This is a genomic window from Mixta hanseatica (genome assembly GCF_023517775.1).
GTDB lineage: Bacteria > Pseudomonadota > Gammaproteobacteria > Enterobacterales > Enterobacteriaceae > Mixta > Mixta hanseatica.
Map to the genome: position 1 here is coordinate 2,288,971 of NZ_CP082904.1, position 16,804 is coordinate 2,305,774.

At 54.4% G+C, this 16,804-nt stretch carries 14 protein-coding genes; 7 read left to right on the forward strand and 7 right to left on the reverse strand.

Features of this window, described 5'->3' with window-relative positions; all coding sequences use genetic code 11:
* Window positions 1–52: 52 nt before the first annotated feature.
* Window positions 53–472, reverse strand: a complete 420-nt coding sequence (locus K6958_RS11025; RefSeq protein WP_249891157.1) for an MFS transporter — start codon at window positions 470–472, stop codon at window positions 53–55.
* 138 nt (window positions 473–610) lie between these two features.
* A complete protein-coding gene (locus tag K6958_RS11030) occupies window positions 611–832 on the reverse strand; it encodes a hypothetical protein (RefSeq protein WP_249891158.1) in 222 nt (73 codons plus the stop codon).
* Window positions 833–1,302: 470 nt separating this feature from the next.
* Here K6958_RS11030 and sapC point away from each other — a divergent pair, with 470 nt between their 5' ends.
* The 5 genes from sapC to K6958_RS11055 all read left to right on the forward strand — a co-directional run bounded on the left by sapC (window position 1,303) and on the right by K6958_RS11055 (window position 6,290).
* Complete coding sequence (sapC, locus tag K6958_RS11035; protein ID WP_249891159.1) at window positions 1,303–2,193, forward strand: putrescine export ABC transporter permease SapC; 891 nt, start codon at window positions 1,303–1,305, stop codon at window positions 2,191–2,193.
* On the forward strand, window positions 2,193–3,185 hold the full coding sequence (gene sapD / locus K6958_RS11040; protein ID WP_249891160.1) for a putrescine export ABC transporter ATP-binding protein SapD: 993 nt from the start codon (window positions 2,193–2,195) through the stop codon (window positions 3,183–3,185). The genes sapC and sapD overlap by 1 nt, the downstream gene beginning before the upstream one ends.
* On the forward strand, window positions 3,185–3,997 hold the full coding sequence (gene sapF, locus K6958_RS11045; protein ID WP_249891161.1) for a putrescine export ABC transporter ATP-binding protein SapF: 813 nt from the start codon (window positions 3,185–3,187) through the stop codon (window positions 3,995–3,997). The genes sapD and sapF overlap by 1 nt, the downstream gene beginning before the upstream one ends.
* A 158-nt stretch (window positions 3,998–4,155) precedes the next feature.
* Window positions 4,156–4,944: an enoyl-ACP reductase FabI gene (gene fabI, locus K6958_RS11050; protein WP_013509224.1), complete on the forward strand. Its 789-nt coding sequence runs from the start codon at window positions 4,156–4,158 to the stop codon at window positions 4,942–4,944.
* A 206-nt stretch (window positions 4,945–5,150) separates the two neighbouring features.
* On the forward strand, window positions 5,151–6,290 hold the full coding sequence (locus tag K6958_RS11055; protein ID WP_249891162.1) for a CMD domain-containing protein: 1,140 nt from the start codon (window positions 5,151–5,153) through the stop codon (window positions 6,288–6,290).
* Here K6958_RS11055 and K6958_RS11060 read toward each other — a convergent pair.
* The 5 genes from K6958_RS11060 to K6958_RS11080 form a co-directional block, all read right to left on the reverse strand.
* Window positions 6,287–7,186 carry a LysR family transcriptional regulator gene (locus K6958_RS11060; protein ID WP_249891163.1) on the reverse strand — a complete coding sequence of 300 codons (900 nt, stop codon included), beginning with the start codon at window positions 7,184–7,186 and terminating at the stop codon, window positions 6,287–6,289. The two genes, K6958_RS11055 and K6958_RS11060, sit on opposite strands and share 4 nt — an antisense overlap.
* A 150-nt stretch (window positions 7,187–7,336) precedes the next feature.
* A complete protein-coding gene (locus tag K6958_RS11065; RefSeq protein WP_249891164.1) occupies window positions 7,337–8,455 on the reverse strand; it encodes an LD-carboxypeptidase in 1,119 nt (372 codons plus the stop codon).
* Between the two features lie 162 nt (window positions 8,456–8,617).
* Window positions 8,618–9,583, reverse strand: a complete 966-nt coding sequence (locus K6958_RS11070; RefSeq protein WP_249891165.1) for a chemotaxis protein — start codon at window positions 9,581–9,583, stop codon at window positions 8,618–8,620.
* Window positions 9,584–9,870: 287 nt separating this feature from the next.
* The gene (locus K6958_RS11075; RefSeq protein ID WP_249891166.1) at window positions 9,871–10,080 is read right to left on the reverse strand and encodes a hypothetical protein; all 210 of its coding nucleotides are present in this window, start codon (window positions 10,078–10,080) and stop codon (window positions 9,871–9,873) included.
* Window positions 10,081–10,486: 406 nt separating this feature from the next.
* Window positions 10,487–12,079: a PTS transporter subunit EIIC gene (locus tag K6958_RS11080; RefSeq protein WP_249891167.1), complete on the reverse strand. Its 1,593-nt coding sequence runs from the start codon at window positions 12,077–12,079 to the stop codon at window positions 10,487–10,489.
* A 245-nt stretch (window positions 12,080–12,324) separates the two neighbouring features.
* Between K6958_RS11080 and K6958_RS11085 the strand changes: the two genes are divergently transcribed.
* Window positions 12,325–14,631 carry an FdhF/YdeP family oxidoreductase gene (locus K6958_RS11085; protein ID WP_249891168.1) on the forward strand — a complete coding sequence of 769 codons (2,307 nt, stop codon included), beginning with the start codon at window positions 12,325–12,327 and terminating at the stop codon, window positions 14,629–14,631.
* Window positions 14,632–14,755: 124 nt separating this feature from the next.
* Window positions 14,756–16,687, forward strand: a complete 1,932-nt coding sequence (locus K6958_RS11090; RefSeq protein WP_249891169.1) for an exoribonuclease II — start codon at window positions 14,756–14,758, stop codon at window positions 16,685–16,687.
* The last annotated feature ends 117 nt before the right edge of the window (window positions 16,688–16,804 follow it).

Consider the following 16,804-nt stretch of genomic DNA (forward strand, 5'->3'; position numbering starts at 1 on the left):
CGACACCCCCAGCCAGGCCAGCTCCCGCTACTGGAGAGCTGGCTGTGATTCGTTACTCCCTGGCGGAAAGAGCCCGGCGAGAAGAGGCACGGAAAGCCTGTCTGATGTCCCAGATACTCTCTTCCCGTCCTACCGCAAGGGCAAACAGCACCCCGCCTACAATGGAGAACAGGCCCAGAACCCCCCATGCCAGCGTCATATCGGTACCGCCACCCAGATGCTTGAGATAGCCGGCAACCAGCGGGCCGCCAAACTGTCCAATGAAATTGCTGCATGCACCTACGAATGCCACCGCAGGTACCGCTTTTCTCGTGGGCAGGATTTCAGTCAGCCGGACATAAACTAACGGCACAAGCATCTTCATTGTCAGGCCGACAAACATAAATAGTGCAATCTGCACCCAGTAATATGACAGCGGAACACTGGCCGCAGCCGACAGAGCGATACCGCATAAAACAGTAGGAATAGCCAATAAGCATCAGCCATAGCGCAGGTATTTTCAGGATGGCCCATAATGGGTCATTCTCCTCATCACAGACCATCAATATCATCAACGGAGTTGACCACGTTGAGGCGCATGCGAATGCGCAAAAAAACCGCCCGGAGGCGGTTAAATTTTTATGCGATATTTTTTCGGATTATCGAAGCATTCTGAACAGGGAGCGGTAGCAACATGCCGCAACCGAGACACTTTTACTGCGTCCCGCTCGTGGTAAAAGGTTCCCAAAAAATCCCGTTTACCCCAGGCAGGCAGCAACGCGCAGCCTTCAGAATGGACCTGATATTTAATCGTCTGCTGTGATAGTTTCTCAACGTAATAAAACTTCGCCATCTTTTTCCCTTCATTGTTTTTGTAACAAAAAAAGGTAGTCATAAAATAAAAATCGGCCCTAAATTTTCACCTATCAAATCGATAGCTTTTATCTAAAAAGATGAACTGACATGACAGGCATGGCGTGTGCTGGGTCCTTTATCGCTCTTGAATTTCAAGGATTCGTTGCTGCCGCCGAACTCTCGCCGGAGACAATGCTACAGAGGGAGTTTCACCTATGCTAAGCTGTACAGGTTTACCCTGCTATCGGTAGCGGTAAAGGAATGAAGCCTTCCTAAGGGGAGTGGCTGCCAGCACCTGTATACTCCCGGTCAAACTATACAACAGGGTAGATAAAAACCCTGAATCAGGACGACGCAAACCCAATCGCGCTAATGCATCCCAATCCAATGAAACGACTTAAACGATTGATATGAAGTCAAAAAATAAAGAAAATCAACACACGTTCGAACAGCCTACAGTGGGGATGTATGCCCTCCGATAATATTTACGCCGAGAAGCGTCTTCCCAGCCCGTTTCGCTATACGTGGCGGCTTTTCTATCACGACACCAGCGCAATGGTGGGTTTTTACGGCTTTATCGCTCTGCTGCTGCTCTGCCTGTTTGGCGGCTGGCTGGCACCGTACGGCCTTGACCAGCAATTTCTGGGCTATCAGCTGCTGCCGCCCTCCTGGTCGCGCTATGGCGATGTTTCGTTTTTTCTCGGCACCGACGATCTCGGCCGCGACGTGCTGAGCCGTTTACTGAGCGGCGCAGCACCGACCGTAGGCGCCGCGCTGCTGGTGACGCTGGCGGCGGCGCTCTGCGCGGTAGTGCTGGGCGTACTGGCGGGGATAACGCGCGGGTTACGCTCAGCGGTGATGAATCACATTCTGGATACGCTGCTCTCGATCCCGTCCCTGCTGCTGGCGATCGTGGTGGTGGCGTTTATTGGGCCAGGCCTGGGACACGTGATGCTGGCGGTCTGGCTGGCGCTGCTACCGCGTCTGGTACGGGCGATTTATACCGCCGTGCATGATGAGCTGGAAAAAGATTATATTGTCGCCGCGCGTCTGGATGGGGCCAGTAACAAGAATATTCTCTGGCATGCCATTCTGCCCAATATTCTGCCGCTGCTGGTGAGTGAATTCACCCGCGCGCTCTCTATGGCCATTTTGGATATTGCGGCGCTCGGCTTTCTCGATCTCGGCGCGCAGTTGCCCTCGCCGGAATGGGGTTCGATGCTGGGCGATGCGCTGGAGCTGATCTACGTCGCCCCCTGGACAGTGATGCTGCCTGGCGCCGCGATTATGCTTAGCGTTTTGATCATCAATCTGTTGGGCGACGGAATTCGCCGCGCCATCGTGGCGGGAGTGGAATAATGCCGTTACTTGATATTCGTAACCTGACCATTGAATTTATGACTGCCGATGGGCCGGTCAAGGCGGTCGATCGCGTTAACCTGACGCTGAACGAAGGGGAAATTCGCGGGCTGGTGGGGGAATCCGGCTCCGGTAAGAGCCTGATTGCCAAAGCTATTTGCGGCGTGACCAAGGATAACTGGCGCATCAGCGCTGACCGTATGCGCTTTAATGACATTGACCTACTGCGCCTTTCGCCGCGTGAGCGTCGTCGCATCGTTGGCCATAATGTCTCGATGATTTTTCAGGAGCCGCAATCCTGTCTCGATCCCTCCGCCCGCGTAGGTCGTCAGCTGATGCAGGCGATCCCCGGCTGGACCTGGAAAGGCCGCTGGTACCAGCGCTTTCGCTGGCGCCATGCGCGCGCGATTGAATTGCTGCATCGCGTCGGCATTAAAGATCATAAAGATATTATGCGTAGCTATCCTTATGAGCTGACCGAAGGGGAATGCCAGAAGGTGATGATTGCGATAGCGCTGGCCAACCAGCCGCGTCTGCTGATCGCCGACGAGCCGACCAATGCCATGGAGCCGACCACCCAGGCGCAAATTTTCCGCCTGCTGAGTCGCCTTAACCAGAACAACAACACCACGATTTTGCTGATCAGCCACGATTTGCGCACCATGAGCCAGTGGGCCAACCGTATTAATGTACTTTACTGCGGACAAACGGTAGAAACCGCCGCCAGCCAGGATTTGATCGCCACGCCGCACCACCCTTATACCCAGGCGTTGATCCGCGCCATGCCCGATTTCGGCAGCGCACTGCCGCATAAAAGTCGGCTGAATACCCTACCGGGAGCGATCCCTTCGCTAGAGCATCTGCCTATCGGCTGTCGGCTTGGTCCACGCTGCCCTTATGCGCAGAAAAAATGCATCGAAACACCGCGCCTGGCAGGGGCGAAAAATCATCTGTTCGCCTGCCACTTCCCGCTGAATATGGAGAAACCCTGATGGTTGAAACGCTGCTGGAAGTGCATAACCTCAGCAAAACCTACCGCTATCGCACCGGCCTGTTTCGTCGTCAGCACGTTGAGGCGGTTAAAGATGTCAGCTTTACCCTGCGCGAGCGGCAGACGCTGGCGATTATTGGTGAAAACGGCTCGGGAAAATCGACGCTGGCGAAAATGCTGAGCGGTATGGTCGAGCCCAGCGCCGGCGAGATGGTGATTAACGATCGTCCGCTGCGCTACGGCGACTATGGCTTCCGCAGCCAGCTGATCCGCATGATTTTCCAGGACCCGTCCACCGCGCTTAATCCCCGCCAGCGTATCGGCCACATTCTTGATTTTCCGCTGCGTCTTAACAGCGATCTTGATGCGCCCGCGCGTGAAAAACGCATTAACGCCACGCTGCGTCAGGTGGGCCTGCTGCCCGATCACGCCGCTTACTATCCGCATATGCTGGCACCGGGACAGAAGCAGCGCGTTGGCCTGGCGCGGGCGCTGATCCTGCAACCGAAAGTGATTATCGCCGATGAGGCGATGGCGTCGCTGGATATGTCGATGCGTTCTCAACTGGTTAACCTGCTGCTGGAGCTGCAGGAAAAGCATGGGCTTTCCTATATTTTTGTCACCCAACATATCGGCATGATGAAACATATCAGCGATCAGGTGCTGGTGATGCATCAGGGCGAAGTAGTCGAGCGCGGCGGCACCGCCGACGTGCTGGCTGCGCCGCTACATGATTTAACCCGGCGGATGATCGCCAGCCACTTCGGCGAGGCGCTAACCGCGGACGCCTGGCGGCGCGATACGCCGGTTTAACCACCGCTCATTCCGTCAGCTGCGGCGCTTTTCGCCAACTGACAGGTCGGATTAACGCTATTGACAGACTCGTGCTAGAATCGCCGGGTCGATTAACGCGGTTGCGCATTTTTTGAGCTAAGCAGCCGCCAACAACAATGACCATAAGGATTACAGCTATGGGTTTTCTTTCCGGTAAGCGCATTCTGATTACTGGCGTTGCCAGTAAACTCTCCATCGCCTACGGTATTGCACAGGCGATGCACAAACAGGGCGCCGAACTGGCTTTCACCTATCAGAACGATAAACTGAAAGGCCGTGTTGAAGAGTTCGCTAAAGATCTCGGCTCTGACATCGTTCTGCCCTGTGACGTTGCTGAAGATGAGAGCATCACAGCGCTGTTTACTGAACTGGCAAAAACCTGGCCTAAATTTGACGGTTTCGTTCACTCCATCGGTTTCGCCCCGGGCGATCAGCTGGATGGCGACTATGTGAACGCCGTTACCCGTGAAGGTTTCAAAATCGCGCACGATATCAGCGCCTACAGCTTTGTAGCGATGGCGAAAGAGTGCCGTGCGATGCTAAACCCGAATTCAGCCCTGCTGACGCTTTCTTACCTGGGCGCCGAGCGCGCTATCCCTAACTATAACGTTATGGGTCTGGCGAAAGCCTCTCTGGAAGCTAACGTTCGCTACATGGCTAACGCGATGGGTCCTGAAGGCGTGCGTGTTAACGCCGTTTCCGCCGGTCCGATTCGTACGCTGGCGGCATCCGGCATTAAAGATTTCCGCAAAATGCTGGCGCACTGCGAAGCGGTTACCCCGATTCGCCGTACCGTGACCATTGAAGATGTGGGTAACTCCGCCGCCTTCCTGTGTTCCGATCTGGCGGGTGGTATCACCGGTGAAGTGGTTCACGTTGACGGTGGTTTCAGCATCGCTGCGATGAACGAACTGGAACTGAAATAAGGTTCTCTGGGCGAGGCAACCGTCTCGCCCTTTTCTTACTCTCACGTCCCCCATTCTTTTTGTTAACGTTATAGCTTTCTGCTATTTGTTATCACCGAACATTCTTTGCTGCTGCGCAGCGCTTGTTGCAGGATAGCCATGCCGTTCTGACCCGGTTTTACCGCATTTTATTTCGCTGGGTTGGCTAACTTGTGAAAGGAATGAGCATGGAACCACGCCGTTATTCCGGCAACAGCCACTGGTATCATGAAACTCAGGCCAGCGCGCGCGCTGAACAAACGCCCCCGCTTTATCCTGAAGCCGCAGAGGTTGAGGATCGTTTCTTGCTGGGACTGCAGCAGAATGAATCGATCCTGACGCCGCTTTTCCAGGCTTGCCGTCCGCTGCTGTGCGCGGGACAAGCCCTGAGCCTGCTGTTGTTTCCGGACAGCATGACGCCAACGCTTACCCATACGCTGACGCTCTATGACCGACTGGCGATCGCCCTGACGGTAGCCCAGGTAACTGGTATTCAGCGCTTGTGCAATCACTATGCGGCGCGGCTTAATCCTCTGCCCGGCCCTGACTCCTCACGCGAAAGCAACAACCGTCTGACCCAACTGACCCAGTATGCGCGCCAGCTGGCTGGCCAGCCGGCGGTGATTGACGCCGCTGCGCTGCGCCGGCTGGATGACGTGGGCTTAACCACGCCGGATATTGTCACTCTGAGCCAGATTGTCGGTTTTGTTAGCTACCAGGCGCGTATTGTCGCTGGTCTACAGGCGTTGCTGGGGATGCCGGTGTGCTGGCTGCCCGGCCTCAATGAGTGCATTGATGCCCCGGCGCACTGCTTTGCGTTAGCTGGCGAGTACCATTTTCGCCTGCCGCCGCTGGAGCGTCGCTACGCCAGCGAGCAGCAGCTGACGGCGATAGCGGCGGCGCAGGCATTGCCTGAGCTTGCCGACATCGTTTGGCTACTGGCGCATGATGCGCCTGCCCTGCACGCCTGGAGCCACCTGCAAAGCTTGCCGCCCGCAGCAGCAAACGCCGAAGAGAGCCTGGCGCAGGCGGTAGCCGCGCGGATTAACGGCAGTCCGGTCTGTTTCCGGCGTTATCAGGGAGATTTTTTATTGGCGCTGCAAAATGGGATTGATGAAGCACTGGCCGCCAGCCGCCGCCAGCCGTTAAATCATGCAGTGATTCAGCTGGCCGCCCAGCTAACGCGCGCGTCGGATCGCCTTAGCGCCGCGCATCTGCAACCGCTGCTGACGCAGGGCATGACGCAGCATCAGCTGTTTAACCTGATCCAGCGGGTAGCGCTGGCAAACTGGCATAACCGGCTGCAGCAAACGCTGGGGGAGTGTTAGCCTTCGCTGAGGATGCGCCGTACTTCATCAAAAAAGTGCTGTGATAGCGGCGTGGCGCGCCCCGGCTCGGCAATCACCACTGCGGCATGACGCGCCATTGGCGCAATGGCCAGCGGTCTGCTGTGCAGATCGGGGTTCATATCCGGCAACAGATGCCCCACCGGGGCTATCAGGCAGCCCAGCCCCACCTGCACGCCCTGTAACAGCTGAAAAATTGAGGTGCTTTCCAAAATTACGCGTTGGGTTAAGCCCGCTTCGCGGAAGCTGGCATCCAGATAGCGGCGGAAGTAACGCGTAGGCTCAGCCAGACAGAGCGGCAGCACAGCAATATCCTCCAGCCGCAGGCTGTCGTAACTATCCAGTTGAGGAAAGTGCGCAGGATGATAAACCAGCTCGACGCCGTTATCCGTTAGCGACTCTGCCTGGAAATGCAGTTCACGCAGCGTCGCCAGCTCAAAAAAACCGATCCCGACGTCTACGGTATGGCTGTTCAGCGCTTCAAGCAGCTGATCGGCGCTCAGCACCGCGACGCGGTAATCGAGCTGAGGATAGCGATCGCTAACCATTTTCAGCAGCAGCGGCAATGAAACGCTGCACTGAGGCACCACGCCGATACGCAAAGTCCCGTTTACGCCATGCTTGAGCGATTCCACTTCCAGTTTTAGTCCCTGATAAACAGAAACTATCTCACGCGCCCAGGCCAGTACCCTTTCCCCTTCAGCCGTAAAGCCATCAAAGTTATTGCTGCGGTTGATCAACGACAAACCCAGCTCGCGCTCCAGATTTTTCAGGCGCATCGACAGCGTTGGCTGGCTGACAAAGCTGGCCTCCGCCGCACGCCCAAAATGGCGCTCACGCTCCAGGTTGCAAAGATAGATAAGTTGTTTGATATCCATTTATTCTAATTTCAATAAGTGACGGAAAAGGAATTTACTTAGTCCGGTTCCCGATGAATAAGGCGTGGCTGCGGCTATTTTACCCGGTCACGGAGTGGCTCATCACAAAAGCATGAAGTAATAATCAGGCTTGTTTGAGGAAATAAAATTTTAACACAGCGCCATATCGCATCTTATCTTAACGGGCGGTGCCGCTACTATGGCTGTTTTTGTTAGCAAATCAAAAGCTAAAGGCGGCTGGGTCAGGCGGCAATACTCATCACCGTGCCGACAGGCAATGTTACTCTGTTGCGCGAGTATAAATGGCTGATTGGTCGCGCCATGTCCGAACGCGGGATAATAATAGACCGGATAATCCACCCGTCTGGCAAAAGACTGAATGACCTCCCGGTAACGTTCCTTTTCAAAATCCCCTGCATTAATACGATAGAACTGACCGAAAATAACCGCTTCCGGCAGAAAAGTCGTACTATATTCCAGTTGATGCAGCGCTCTGTCCAACTGTTTCCAGCTCACGTCGACATCTTCCAGCAACATCACCTTATTCGCATAATGGGATTCATAGCGGGTAGAAAATAACGACTGAACCAGCGTCATATTGCCGCCGCTTAAAATTCCCTGCGCGCCCGCAAAGGCGGAATGATTCATCGGTTCGATAGCGGTGTAGGTTACGCCATTCTGAATCGCCTGAAAAACCTGATGGATGCTGTTATTAACGCTGAGCTTTTCCGACATATCCAGCTTATGCATCTCCTGATTATGGGAAGCCAGGATGCCATGAATACTGGGCCAGCCTACCGTATTGTTAATATAGTGGTGAATTGCTGTCACGTCGCTTAACCCAATCAGTACTTTCGGCGAAGAGGCTAAAATCTGATGTTGGTTGGCGTACAGCCATGGATAAAGATTCAGGGCGCCCGCCCCCCCGCGGACAAACCACAGATATTTCACATTATCATCGAGCAGCGCCGCGATCAGAGTTTGCGCTCGCTTTTCATCGCTATTCACGTAGCCCAACAGCGTGGGTTTTTGGTCCAGCCAGGTGGTATCAATCCGATAACCTTGCAGATGAAAAGCGTCCCGGATACGGGCAATGACCTTTTCATCATATTGTGATGAGCTTGATATAAGATAGATGGTAGTTTCTGTGGCGCTATCCTCCCCGGATTGAAAATGCTGCGGTAGGACATCGCCTGCCAGGGGATTTAATGATGATGAGTCCGAGATAAGCATGGCCAACATGCATAAAATAATAAAAGAGTAACTCATTAGATCCTTCTAATTCAGAGTCGATATAAACTTTTTTGAAAAATGCCTTTGTCCGCGCTGATTAGCGGCAACATCAGCATTTAGTACGCCAACCGTTCCTGGTTGGCGTAGGTAAGGTAATGAAGTCACAGCGCTGCCGGCCAAAGAAGCGGCAGCGTGATATTAGCCGGCGACTTTATCCAGCGCGGCCTGGATCGCCTCTGAAAGCTCGTTAATTTCAAATTTAGCCACATAGCCATCCGCCCCAACCTTACGCACGTGTTCTTCATTGGCGCTGCCGGAGAGCGAAGAGTGAATAACCACCGGGATCTTTTTCAGCGTCTCGTCACGTTTGATATTACGCGTCAGGGTAAACCCATCCATCTCCGGCATTTCCAGATCGGTCAGCACCATCGCAATGCGTTCGCTGATATGCTGCCCTGCCGCCTGCGCTTCGCGCGCAATAGTCTTAATTTTTTCCCAGGCTTCCAGACCGGTATTATGCATGAGCGCCGGAATACCCATGGTTTGCAGGCCATGCTCCAGCATGGTGCGCGCCACTTTTGAATCTTCCGCTACGATAACCACCGCGCCCGGTTTGAATTTAAAGGTGCGCTCCTTGATCTCTTTCGGCGCCGCATCGCGCACTGAAGGCACGATATCATACAGAATCTGTTCAACGTCCAGCACCATCGCCAGGCTATTGCTCTGCCCATCGTTATCCAGGCAGGCGATGCTGGTAATGTTACGGCTGCTAACGCCCGATTCAGCGGTATGTACCTGGCTCCAGTCAAGACGCACAATATTATCTACCGACTCGACGGCAAACGCCTGGGTACTGCGCGCATATTCCGTTACCAGCAACAGATTAAGCCCGGTAGTCGGTTTACAGCCCGCAACGGCCGCCAGGTCGATCACAGGAATGATCTGCTCACGAATGTTAGCCATGCCCAGCAAAGGAGACTGCATGCCCGCCGCTTTGGTAATGGTCGGCATTGGCACAATTTCGCGCAGCTTAAAAACGTTAATACCAAACAGCTCAGCCTTTTCGCCTTCGAGAGAAGACCCCAGCCGGAATAATAACAATTCAAACTTATTAGATAAGGCGAGATTCGCTCTCTCATCAATATCTTTCTGGAAGTTATCCATCTTTACCTCTGGGCTATTATTGTGGCTGGCGTAAGCTCACAATGCGATATCTATTGGGCGCGACGGGAGCGGCTTTTCCCGGCAACATTAACGCTTATGCGTTGGCTCTAATAAGTTATCGGCAGTAAAAAATAAAAATACAGAGGAAATCGCTTTTCTGTGCCGTTACTCACCGTTTGACTTAGCGAAACAGCGTACAGACGGGCACATCAGGTGGGATTTGCGGTAAAGACAAAAAAACCCTGACGATTGCGCCGTCAGGGTTACGCTCAGTGGCTCAGATAAGGTTAATGCTTACCATCGGTATCGTAAGGATTTTCTTCATCATCAGTACTGTCATCGCGTTTACGCGGGATTTCACCCTGTTCATCCGGCGCGCCGTTGGCGCCAAAATCATCTTCCTCATAAGGATTCGGGGCGTGAGGCGCATCTTCAGGTAAGCCATGATGTTCGTGGTCGTCCGGGTAAGGCTTGTTATGATCGGGGCGTTCTGACATAGGTTCCTCCATTAACGCTGATACGTTAACTGAGTATAGGCGAGGATACTCTTTACTGCCTTGTTGTCGCAAACAGGCACGGATAGCCGCGCAAAACGCCCGCGCTTTGCCGCGGCAAAATAAAAGGCCGCCCGTGGGCAGCCTTTCGCTTACGTTTAATTTTATTTATATAATTACTGAGTTTTGAAAACGCTTCAGTAAGGTGGTTCCCTGGTGTGACGGTATTACTATGCTGTCTACCCGCTTACGGACGCATATTTCGGGCTGCAAGCAGCGTAGGTGTGGTTTTAACTAAAACCGGGCGAACCGTTCTCGAGTAGACGCCACCATTATTTATAAAATTAATTTATGTTTCTACTCCCCTAAAGTACAGGTCAGGCTAACAAAGCTGGTTAAAAGTCCGAAATCAGGCTACGCCCAGGGCGGTCTTGACCTCGTTAGCAATTTTTTCCACCTGCGGACCATAAATAACCTGTACATCATGATCGCTGACCCGGTTAACGCCATTAGCGCCGGTAGTCATCAGGGTTTGATCCACTACCTCTTTCATATCTTTCACCCGCACGCGCAGGCGGGTAAAACAGCAGTCGACCTCTTCGATATTATTTTCGCCGCCCAGACCGCTAATAATGGTTTTGGTACGATCGTCAGCGCTAACCGCCTGTGCTGGCGCTTCCTGCTCTTCTGACTCTCGTCCCGGAGTTTCCACCTTCATCCGCTTGATCACCCATTTAAAACCGTAATAGTAAAGCGGCGCGTAGATCACCCCCAGCACCAGCGTCCACCACCAGTGGGTTTTTTCACCGCCGAGAATACCGAAGACCACCAGATCGATAGCGCCACCCTGCACGTTGCCTATCATCAGATTCAGCATCGACATCAGCATAAACGAGAGCCCGGTCAGCAGCGCATGCATGATATAGAGCACTGGCGAGACGAAGATAAAACAGAACTCAAGCGGCTCGGTAATGCCGGTGGTAAAGGAGGTCAACGCCCCTGCCAGCACCAGCGCTTTTACCCGCTGTTTATGTTCAGGACGCGCAGTATGATAAATAGCCAGCGCCGCCGCCGGCAGGCCAAACATCATCACCGGAATTTTACCCTGCGCTAAAAACTGCGTTGCTCCGCGTACGACATCGTCAGGGATGGAGCCCGGATGGGTTAGTGAGGTATTGAAAATGTTCAGGGCGCCCACGATGGTTTGATTATCCACGGTGGCGATGCCGCCAATCGGTGTAAAGCGTACGGTTTCGTTGAGGATATGATGCAGGCCGGTGGGGATCAGTAAACGTTCGCAAGTGCCCAGTAAAAATGCGCCGTACTGGCCGCTTTTACCAATAAACTCCCCTACCCAGGCGATGCCGGCGCCAATGGTGGGCCAGATTAACGCCAGCAATACTCCAACCAGCGGCAGCACCACCACCGTAACTATCGGCACGAAGCGTCGTCCGCCGAAGAAGCTGATCGCGGTCGGCAACTGTTGGGTATAAAAACGGTTATGCAACATCACCGTCAACAGGCCGGCGATCACGCCGCCCAGCACGCTCATGTTGAAGGTGAAGATGCCCAGCATCTGAATATATTCCGCCGAGGTCATCATCGCCGTGGTTTGATCCATTCCGGCCTGCTGCAGCGCCTCCGGCGTGGTGGTTTGCGCCGTTAGCCCTTTGGCCGCCAGCGTGGCGCTGATACCCACATGCATCGCGATAAAGCCAATGACCGACGCAAAAGCCGCCGTCGGCTTTTCCGCTTTTGCCAAACCAATCGCGCTGGCGACGGCAAAAAAGACCGGCAGGTTAGCAAACAGCGCGCCGGCCACTTCGCGGATAAAGCTGATAATCAGTTGGGGGGTCTGCATATTGGCGAAAGCTTCGCCGGTAATAGCGGGGTTTTGCATGGCAGCAGCGACGCCAAGAAAAATACCGGCTGCGGCTATTACTGAAATAGGCATCATCAATGCTTTGCCGAACGCATGAACTTTACTGGTGAAATCTTTCATAAACCGCCTCTGTTGCAGGTCAGAAAGTTTCAGTATTAGTCAGTCAGGCGATAAGCACCGCACCGGCATTCGCGGGCGCCGGATAAATTTTGACCAATATCACACTTTTGCGCTGCACGATAAAGGAAAGCTATCACACCATTAAGTCAATCAATTAGACAAAATATTTAACGCGTCGCAGACTTCCCGGCAAAAGAAGCAATAAATACTTAACAATTCATAAACACAATAAGCCTGCACCAATCATGAAATTTAAATCACAAATTAAGCCATACCAGGCCGCGGCGGGCGGCTGGGGCTCACTGGAAGCCACCACCCGTTTCGTTATTGACAGCAAACAAGCCCTGAAAAACATGCGCAACCTGATGCGTATGAATAAAGCCAAAGGTTTCGACTGCCCGGGCTGCGCCTGGGGCGACGATAACAAAAGCACCTTCAGCTTCTGTGAAAACGGCGCCAAAGCGGTTACCTGGGAAGCGACCCGCCGCTTTGTCGACGCGGAGTTTTTCGCTGCCCACAGCGTCAGCAAACTTTACCAGCAGAGCGACTACTTTCTGGAATATCAGGGACGTCTGACCGAGCCGCTGCGCTATAACCGTCTGACCGATCACTATGAGCCGATCAGCTGGGATAACGCCTTCTCGCTGATTGCTCAGCATATTCATGCCATGGACAATCCCAACCAGATGGAGCTTTACACCTCCGGACGCGCCAGTAATGAAGCCTCCTGGCTTTATCAGCTGTTTGGCCGCATGGTGGGCACCAATAACTTCCCTGACTGCTCCAATATGTGTCATGAAGCGAGCGGCAGCGGTCTGAAGCGCAGCATCGGCGTGGGTAAAGGCACCATTCGTCTGGATGATTTCGATTATGCGGATGCGATCTTCGTCTTTGGCCAGAACCCGGGCACCAACCATCCACGCATGCTGCATAGCCTGCGTCATGCCGCCGATCGCGGTGCGAAAATCGTTACCTTTAACACGCTGCGCGAGCGTGGCCTGGAGCGCTTTGCCGATCCGCAGAAGCCGCTGGAAGTTGTGACCTCCAAAGCGGGCACCATCAGCTCAACCTATTATCAGCCGAACCTGGGCGGTGATATGGCTGCGGTACGCGGTATGGTCAAAGCGCTGGCGGAAACTCACCGCGCACGGATCGCTGCCGGTGAGAAAGGCCTGTTTGACGAAGCCTTTATCAACGCGGCGACACAGGGCGTGAATGATTACCTGGCCGCGGTAGACGCCACCAGCTGGGAGCAGATTGAACAGCAGTCCGGCCTGAGCGAGCAGCAGCTGCGTGAAGCGGCAGCCATCTACCAAAGCGCCGATCGCGTGATCTGTACCTGGGCGATGGGCATTACCCAGCATAAACACTCTGTGGATACGGTGCGTGAAATCGTTAACCTACAGCTGCTGTTTGGTCAGCTAGGCAAAAAAGGCGCCGGCCTTTGTCCGGTTCGCGGCCACAGCAATGTGCAGGGCAACCGCACCATGGGCATCGATGAAAAACCGTCTCAGGCTTTCCTTGATGCCATGGCGAAGCATTTTGACTTTGAACCGCCGCGCGAGCCGGGTCATAACACCGTTGAAGCGCTGGAAGCGATGCTACGCGATGAGATCAAAGTACTGATCGCGCTGGGAGGCAACCTTGCCGCCGCCGCGCCGGACAGCCCGCGTACCGAAGAAGCGATGCAGCGCTGCGGCCTGACGGTGCATATCAGCACCAAGCTGAACCGCAGCCATCTGGTGCCGGGTCAGGAAAGCCTGATTCTGCCGACGCTGGGCCGTACCGAACAGGATATGCAGGCTACCGGCTCGCAGTTCATCACCGTGGAAGACTCCTTCAGTATGGTGCACGCGTCTGAAGGCGTAGGTAAACCGCTGGCCGATACGCAGCGCTCAGAAACCGCCATTGTCGCGGGCATCGCAAATGCGGTTCTCAGCAGCTTTAAAGTTGACTGGCTGGCGCTGGCGGCGGATTACAACAAAATCCGCGATCATATCGCCGCGACGATTCCTGGCTTCACCGACTTTAATAAGAAGTGCGAACAGCCTGGCGGTTTCTATTTAGGTAACGCCGCGGCCGAGCTGCGCTTTAATACCCCTGGCGGTAAAGCGCACTTTAGCGCGGCAGCTCTCCCCACCTCGCTGTTCCCGCAGCTGGGCGATGTGAAGGTGCCGTTTACGCTGCAGTCGCTGCGCTCGCACGATCAGTACAACACCACGATTTATGGTCTTGATGACCGCTATCGCGGCGTCTACGGTCAGCGTGAAGTGCTGTTCATTAACCCGGAAGATATGAGCGAGCTGGGCTATGAAGCCGGGCAAAACGTGGATATCGAAACCCTGTGGAACGATGGCATTACCCGTCGGGTCAATGGCTTTAAGCTGGTGCCTTACAACATTCCACGCGGAAATCTTGCCGCCTATTATCCGGAAACCAACCCGCTGGTTCCCCTTTCCAGCTTTGGCGACGGCAGCGGCACGCCGACGTCTAAATCAGTGCCGGTAAAAATTTCTTTATCAGCTGAAGTGGTCACGCAGCGTATTGCCTGATAGCCTGTAAGCCTGTGTAAAAAGCCGGATCTTTCCGGCTTTTTACGTTTATTACACCTTGCCGGGCGCCAGCGAATCGCGTAAAACTGTCTGCCGCTCTTAGGCCACGAAACTGAATTCAACTATGTTCCAGGATAACCCGCTGCTCGCGCAGCTTAAAGAGAAGCTCCACGCCCAGACACCGCGTGTGGAAGGGGTGGTAAAAGGCACCGAGAAAGGTTTCGGTTTCTTAGAAGTAGACGCGCAGAAAAGCTACTTTATTCCGCCGCCGCAGATGAAAAAAGTCATGGCGGGCGACCGCGTCATTGCCGCGGTGCAAACTGATAAAGATCGTGAAATCGCCGAACCGGAAACCCTGGTTGAGCCGTTCCTGACGCGCTTTGTTGGCCGGGTGCAGAAAAAAGATGACCGCCTCTCTATCGTTCCCGATCATCCGCTGATCAAAGATGCCATCCCCTGCCGTCCGGTACGCAGCCTGCAGCATGACTTTCAGGCCGGTGACTGGGCCGTGGCGGAAATGCGCCGCCATCCGCTGAAAGGCGACCGCAGCTTTTATGCTGAGTTAACTGAATTCATTACCACCGGCGACGACCATTTGGCGCCATGGTGGGTGACGCTGTCACGCCACAACCTTGAGCGTGAAGCCCCAGCGGAAACCTTCAGCGAGATGCTGGAAGAGAAGCTGGAACGTGAAGATCTCACCGCGCTGAATTTTGTCACTATCGACAGCGCCAGCACCGAAGATATGGACGATGCGCTGTATGTTGAAAAACTGGCGGATAATGCGCTGCGCCTGACTATCGCCATTGCCGATCCTACCGCTTATGTTGCCGCTGACAGCAAGCTGGACGCCATCGCCGCCGAGCGTGCGTTCACCAACTATCTGCCGGGCTTCAATATTCCGATGCTGCCGCGCGAGCTCTCTGACAATGTTTGCTCGCTGCGCCCGAATGAGCGTCGTCCGGCACTGGCCTGTCGCGTGACTGTTGGTCAGGATGGCTCGCTGTCTGATATCGCGTTCTTTGCCGCCTGGGTCGAATCGAAAGCCAAACTGGTCTATGACGAAGTCTCCGACTGGCTGGAAAACCAGGGCGAATGGCAGCCGGGCAGCGAAGAGATCGCGCAGCAGATTCGTTTGCTGCATCGTCTTTGCCTTTCCCGCGTGGAATGGCGTCAGCAACATGCGTTGGTGTTTAAAGATCGTCCTGATTACCGCTTCCTGCTGGGCGAAAAAGGCGAAGTGCTGGATATTATCGCTGAACCGCGCCGTATCGCTAACCGCATCGTTGAAGAGGCGATGATCGCCGCCAATATCTGTGCGGCGATGGTACTGCGCGATAAGCTCGGCTTCGGCATCTATAACGTGCATCTGGGCTTTGACCTGACCAATGCCGAACAGGCTGCCGCCGTACTGGCTAATCACGGCGTGACCGCTGACGCGGCCGCGATGGCGACGCTGGAAGGCTTCATCAAGCTGCGACGCGAGCTGGATGCGCAGCCGACTCAATTCCTCGACAGCCGCATACGTCGTTTCCAGTCCTTTGCTGAAATCAGCACCGAGCCAGGTCCGCACTTTGGTCTTGGTCTGGAAGCCTATGCCACCTGGACTTCGCCGATTCGTAAATATGGCGATATGGTAAACCATCGTCTGCTGAAAGCGATTATTCGTGGCGAAAGCGCCGCGCGTCCAAATGATGAGGTGACGCTGAAGATGGGCGAGCGTCGTCGTTTGAATCGCATGGCGGAACGCGACGTGGGCGACTGGCTGTATGCCCGTTTCCTCAACAAAGCGGCCGGCACCGATACCCGCTTCAGTGCGGAGATTATTGATGTTTCCCGTGGCGGCATGCGCGTACGCCTGCTGGATAACGGCGCCGTAGCCTTTATCCCGGCACCCTTTATCCATGCGGTGCGCGATGAACTGGTGTGCAGCCAGGAAAACGGTACGGTACAGATTAAAGGCGAAGTAGCCTACCGCGTGACTGATGTGATTGACGTGACTATCGCTGAAGTTCGTATGGAAACACGCAATATCGTGGCGCGTCCGGCAGCCTGATAATGCGCTCAACGGGGCGGCCTGCGTCGCCCCGTTTTATTACCCGCCTCTGATATTAATCATTTCTTCGATTACATTTCACAATTAAAACGCCTGCCGCCTCACACTTCTCTTACA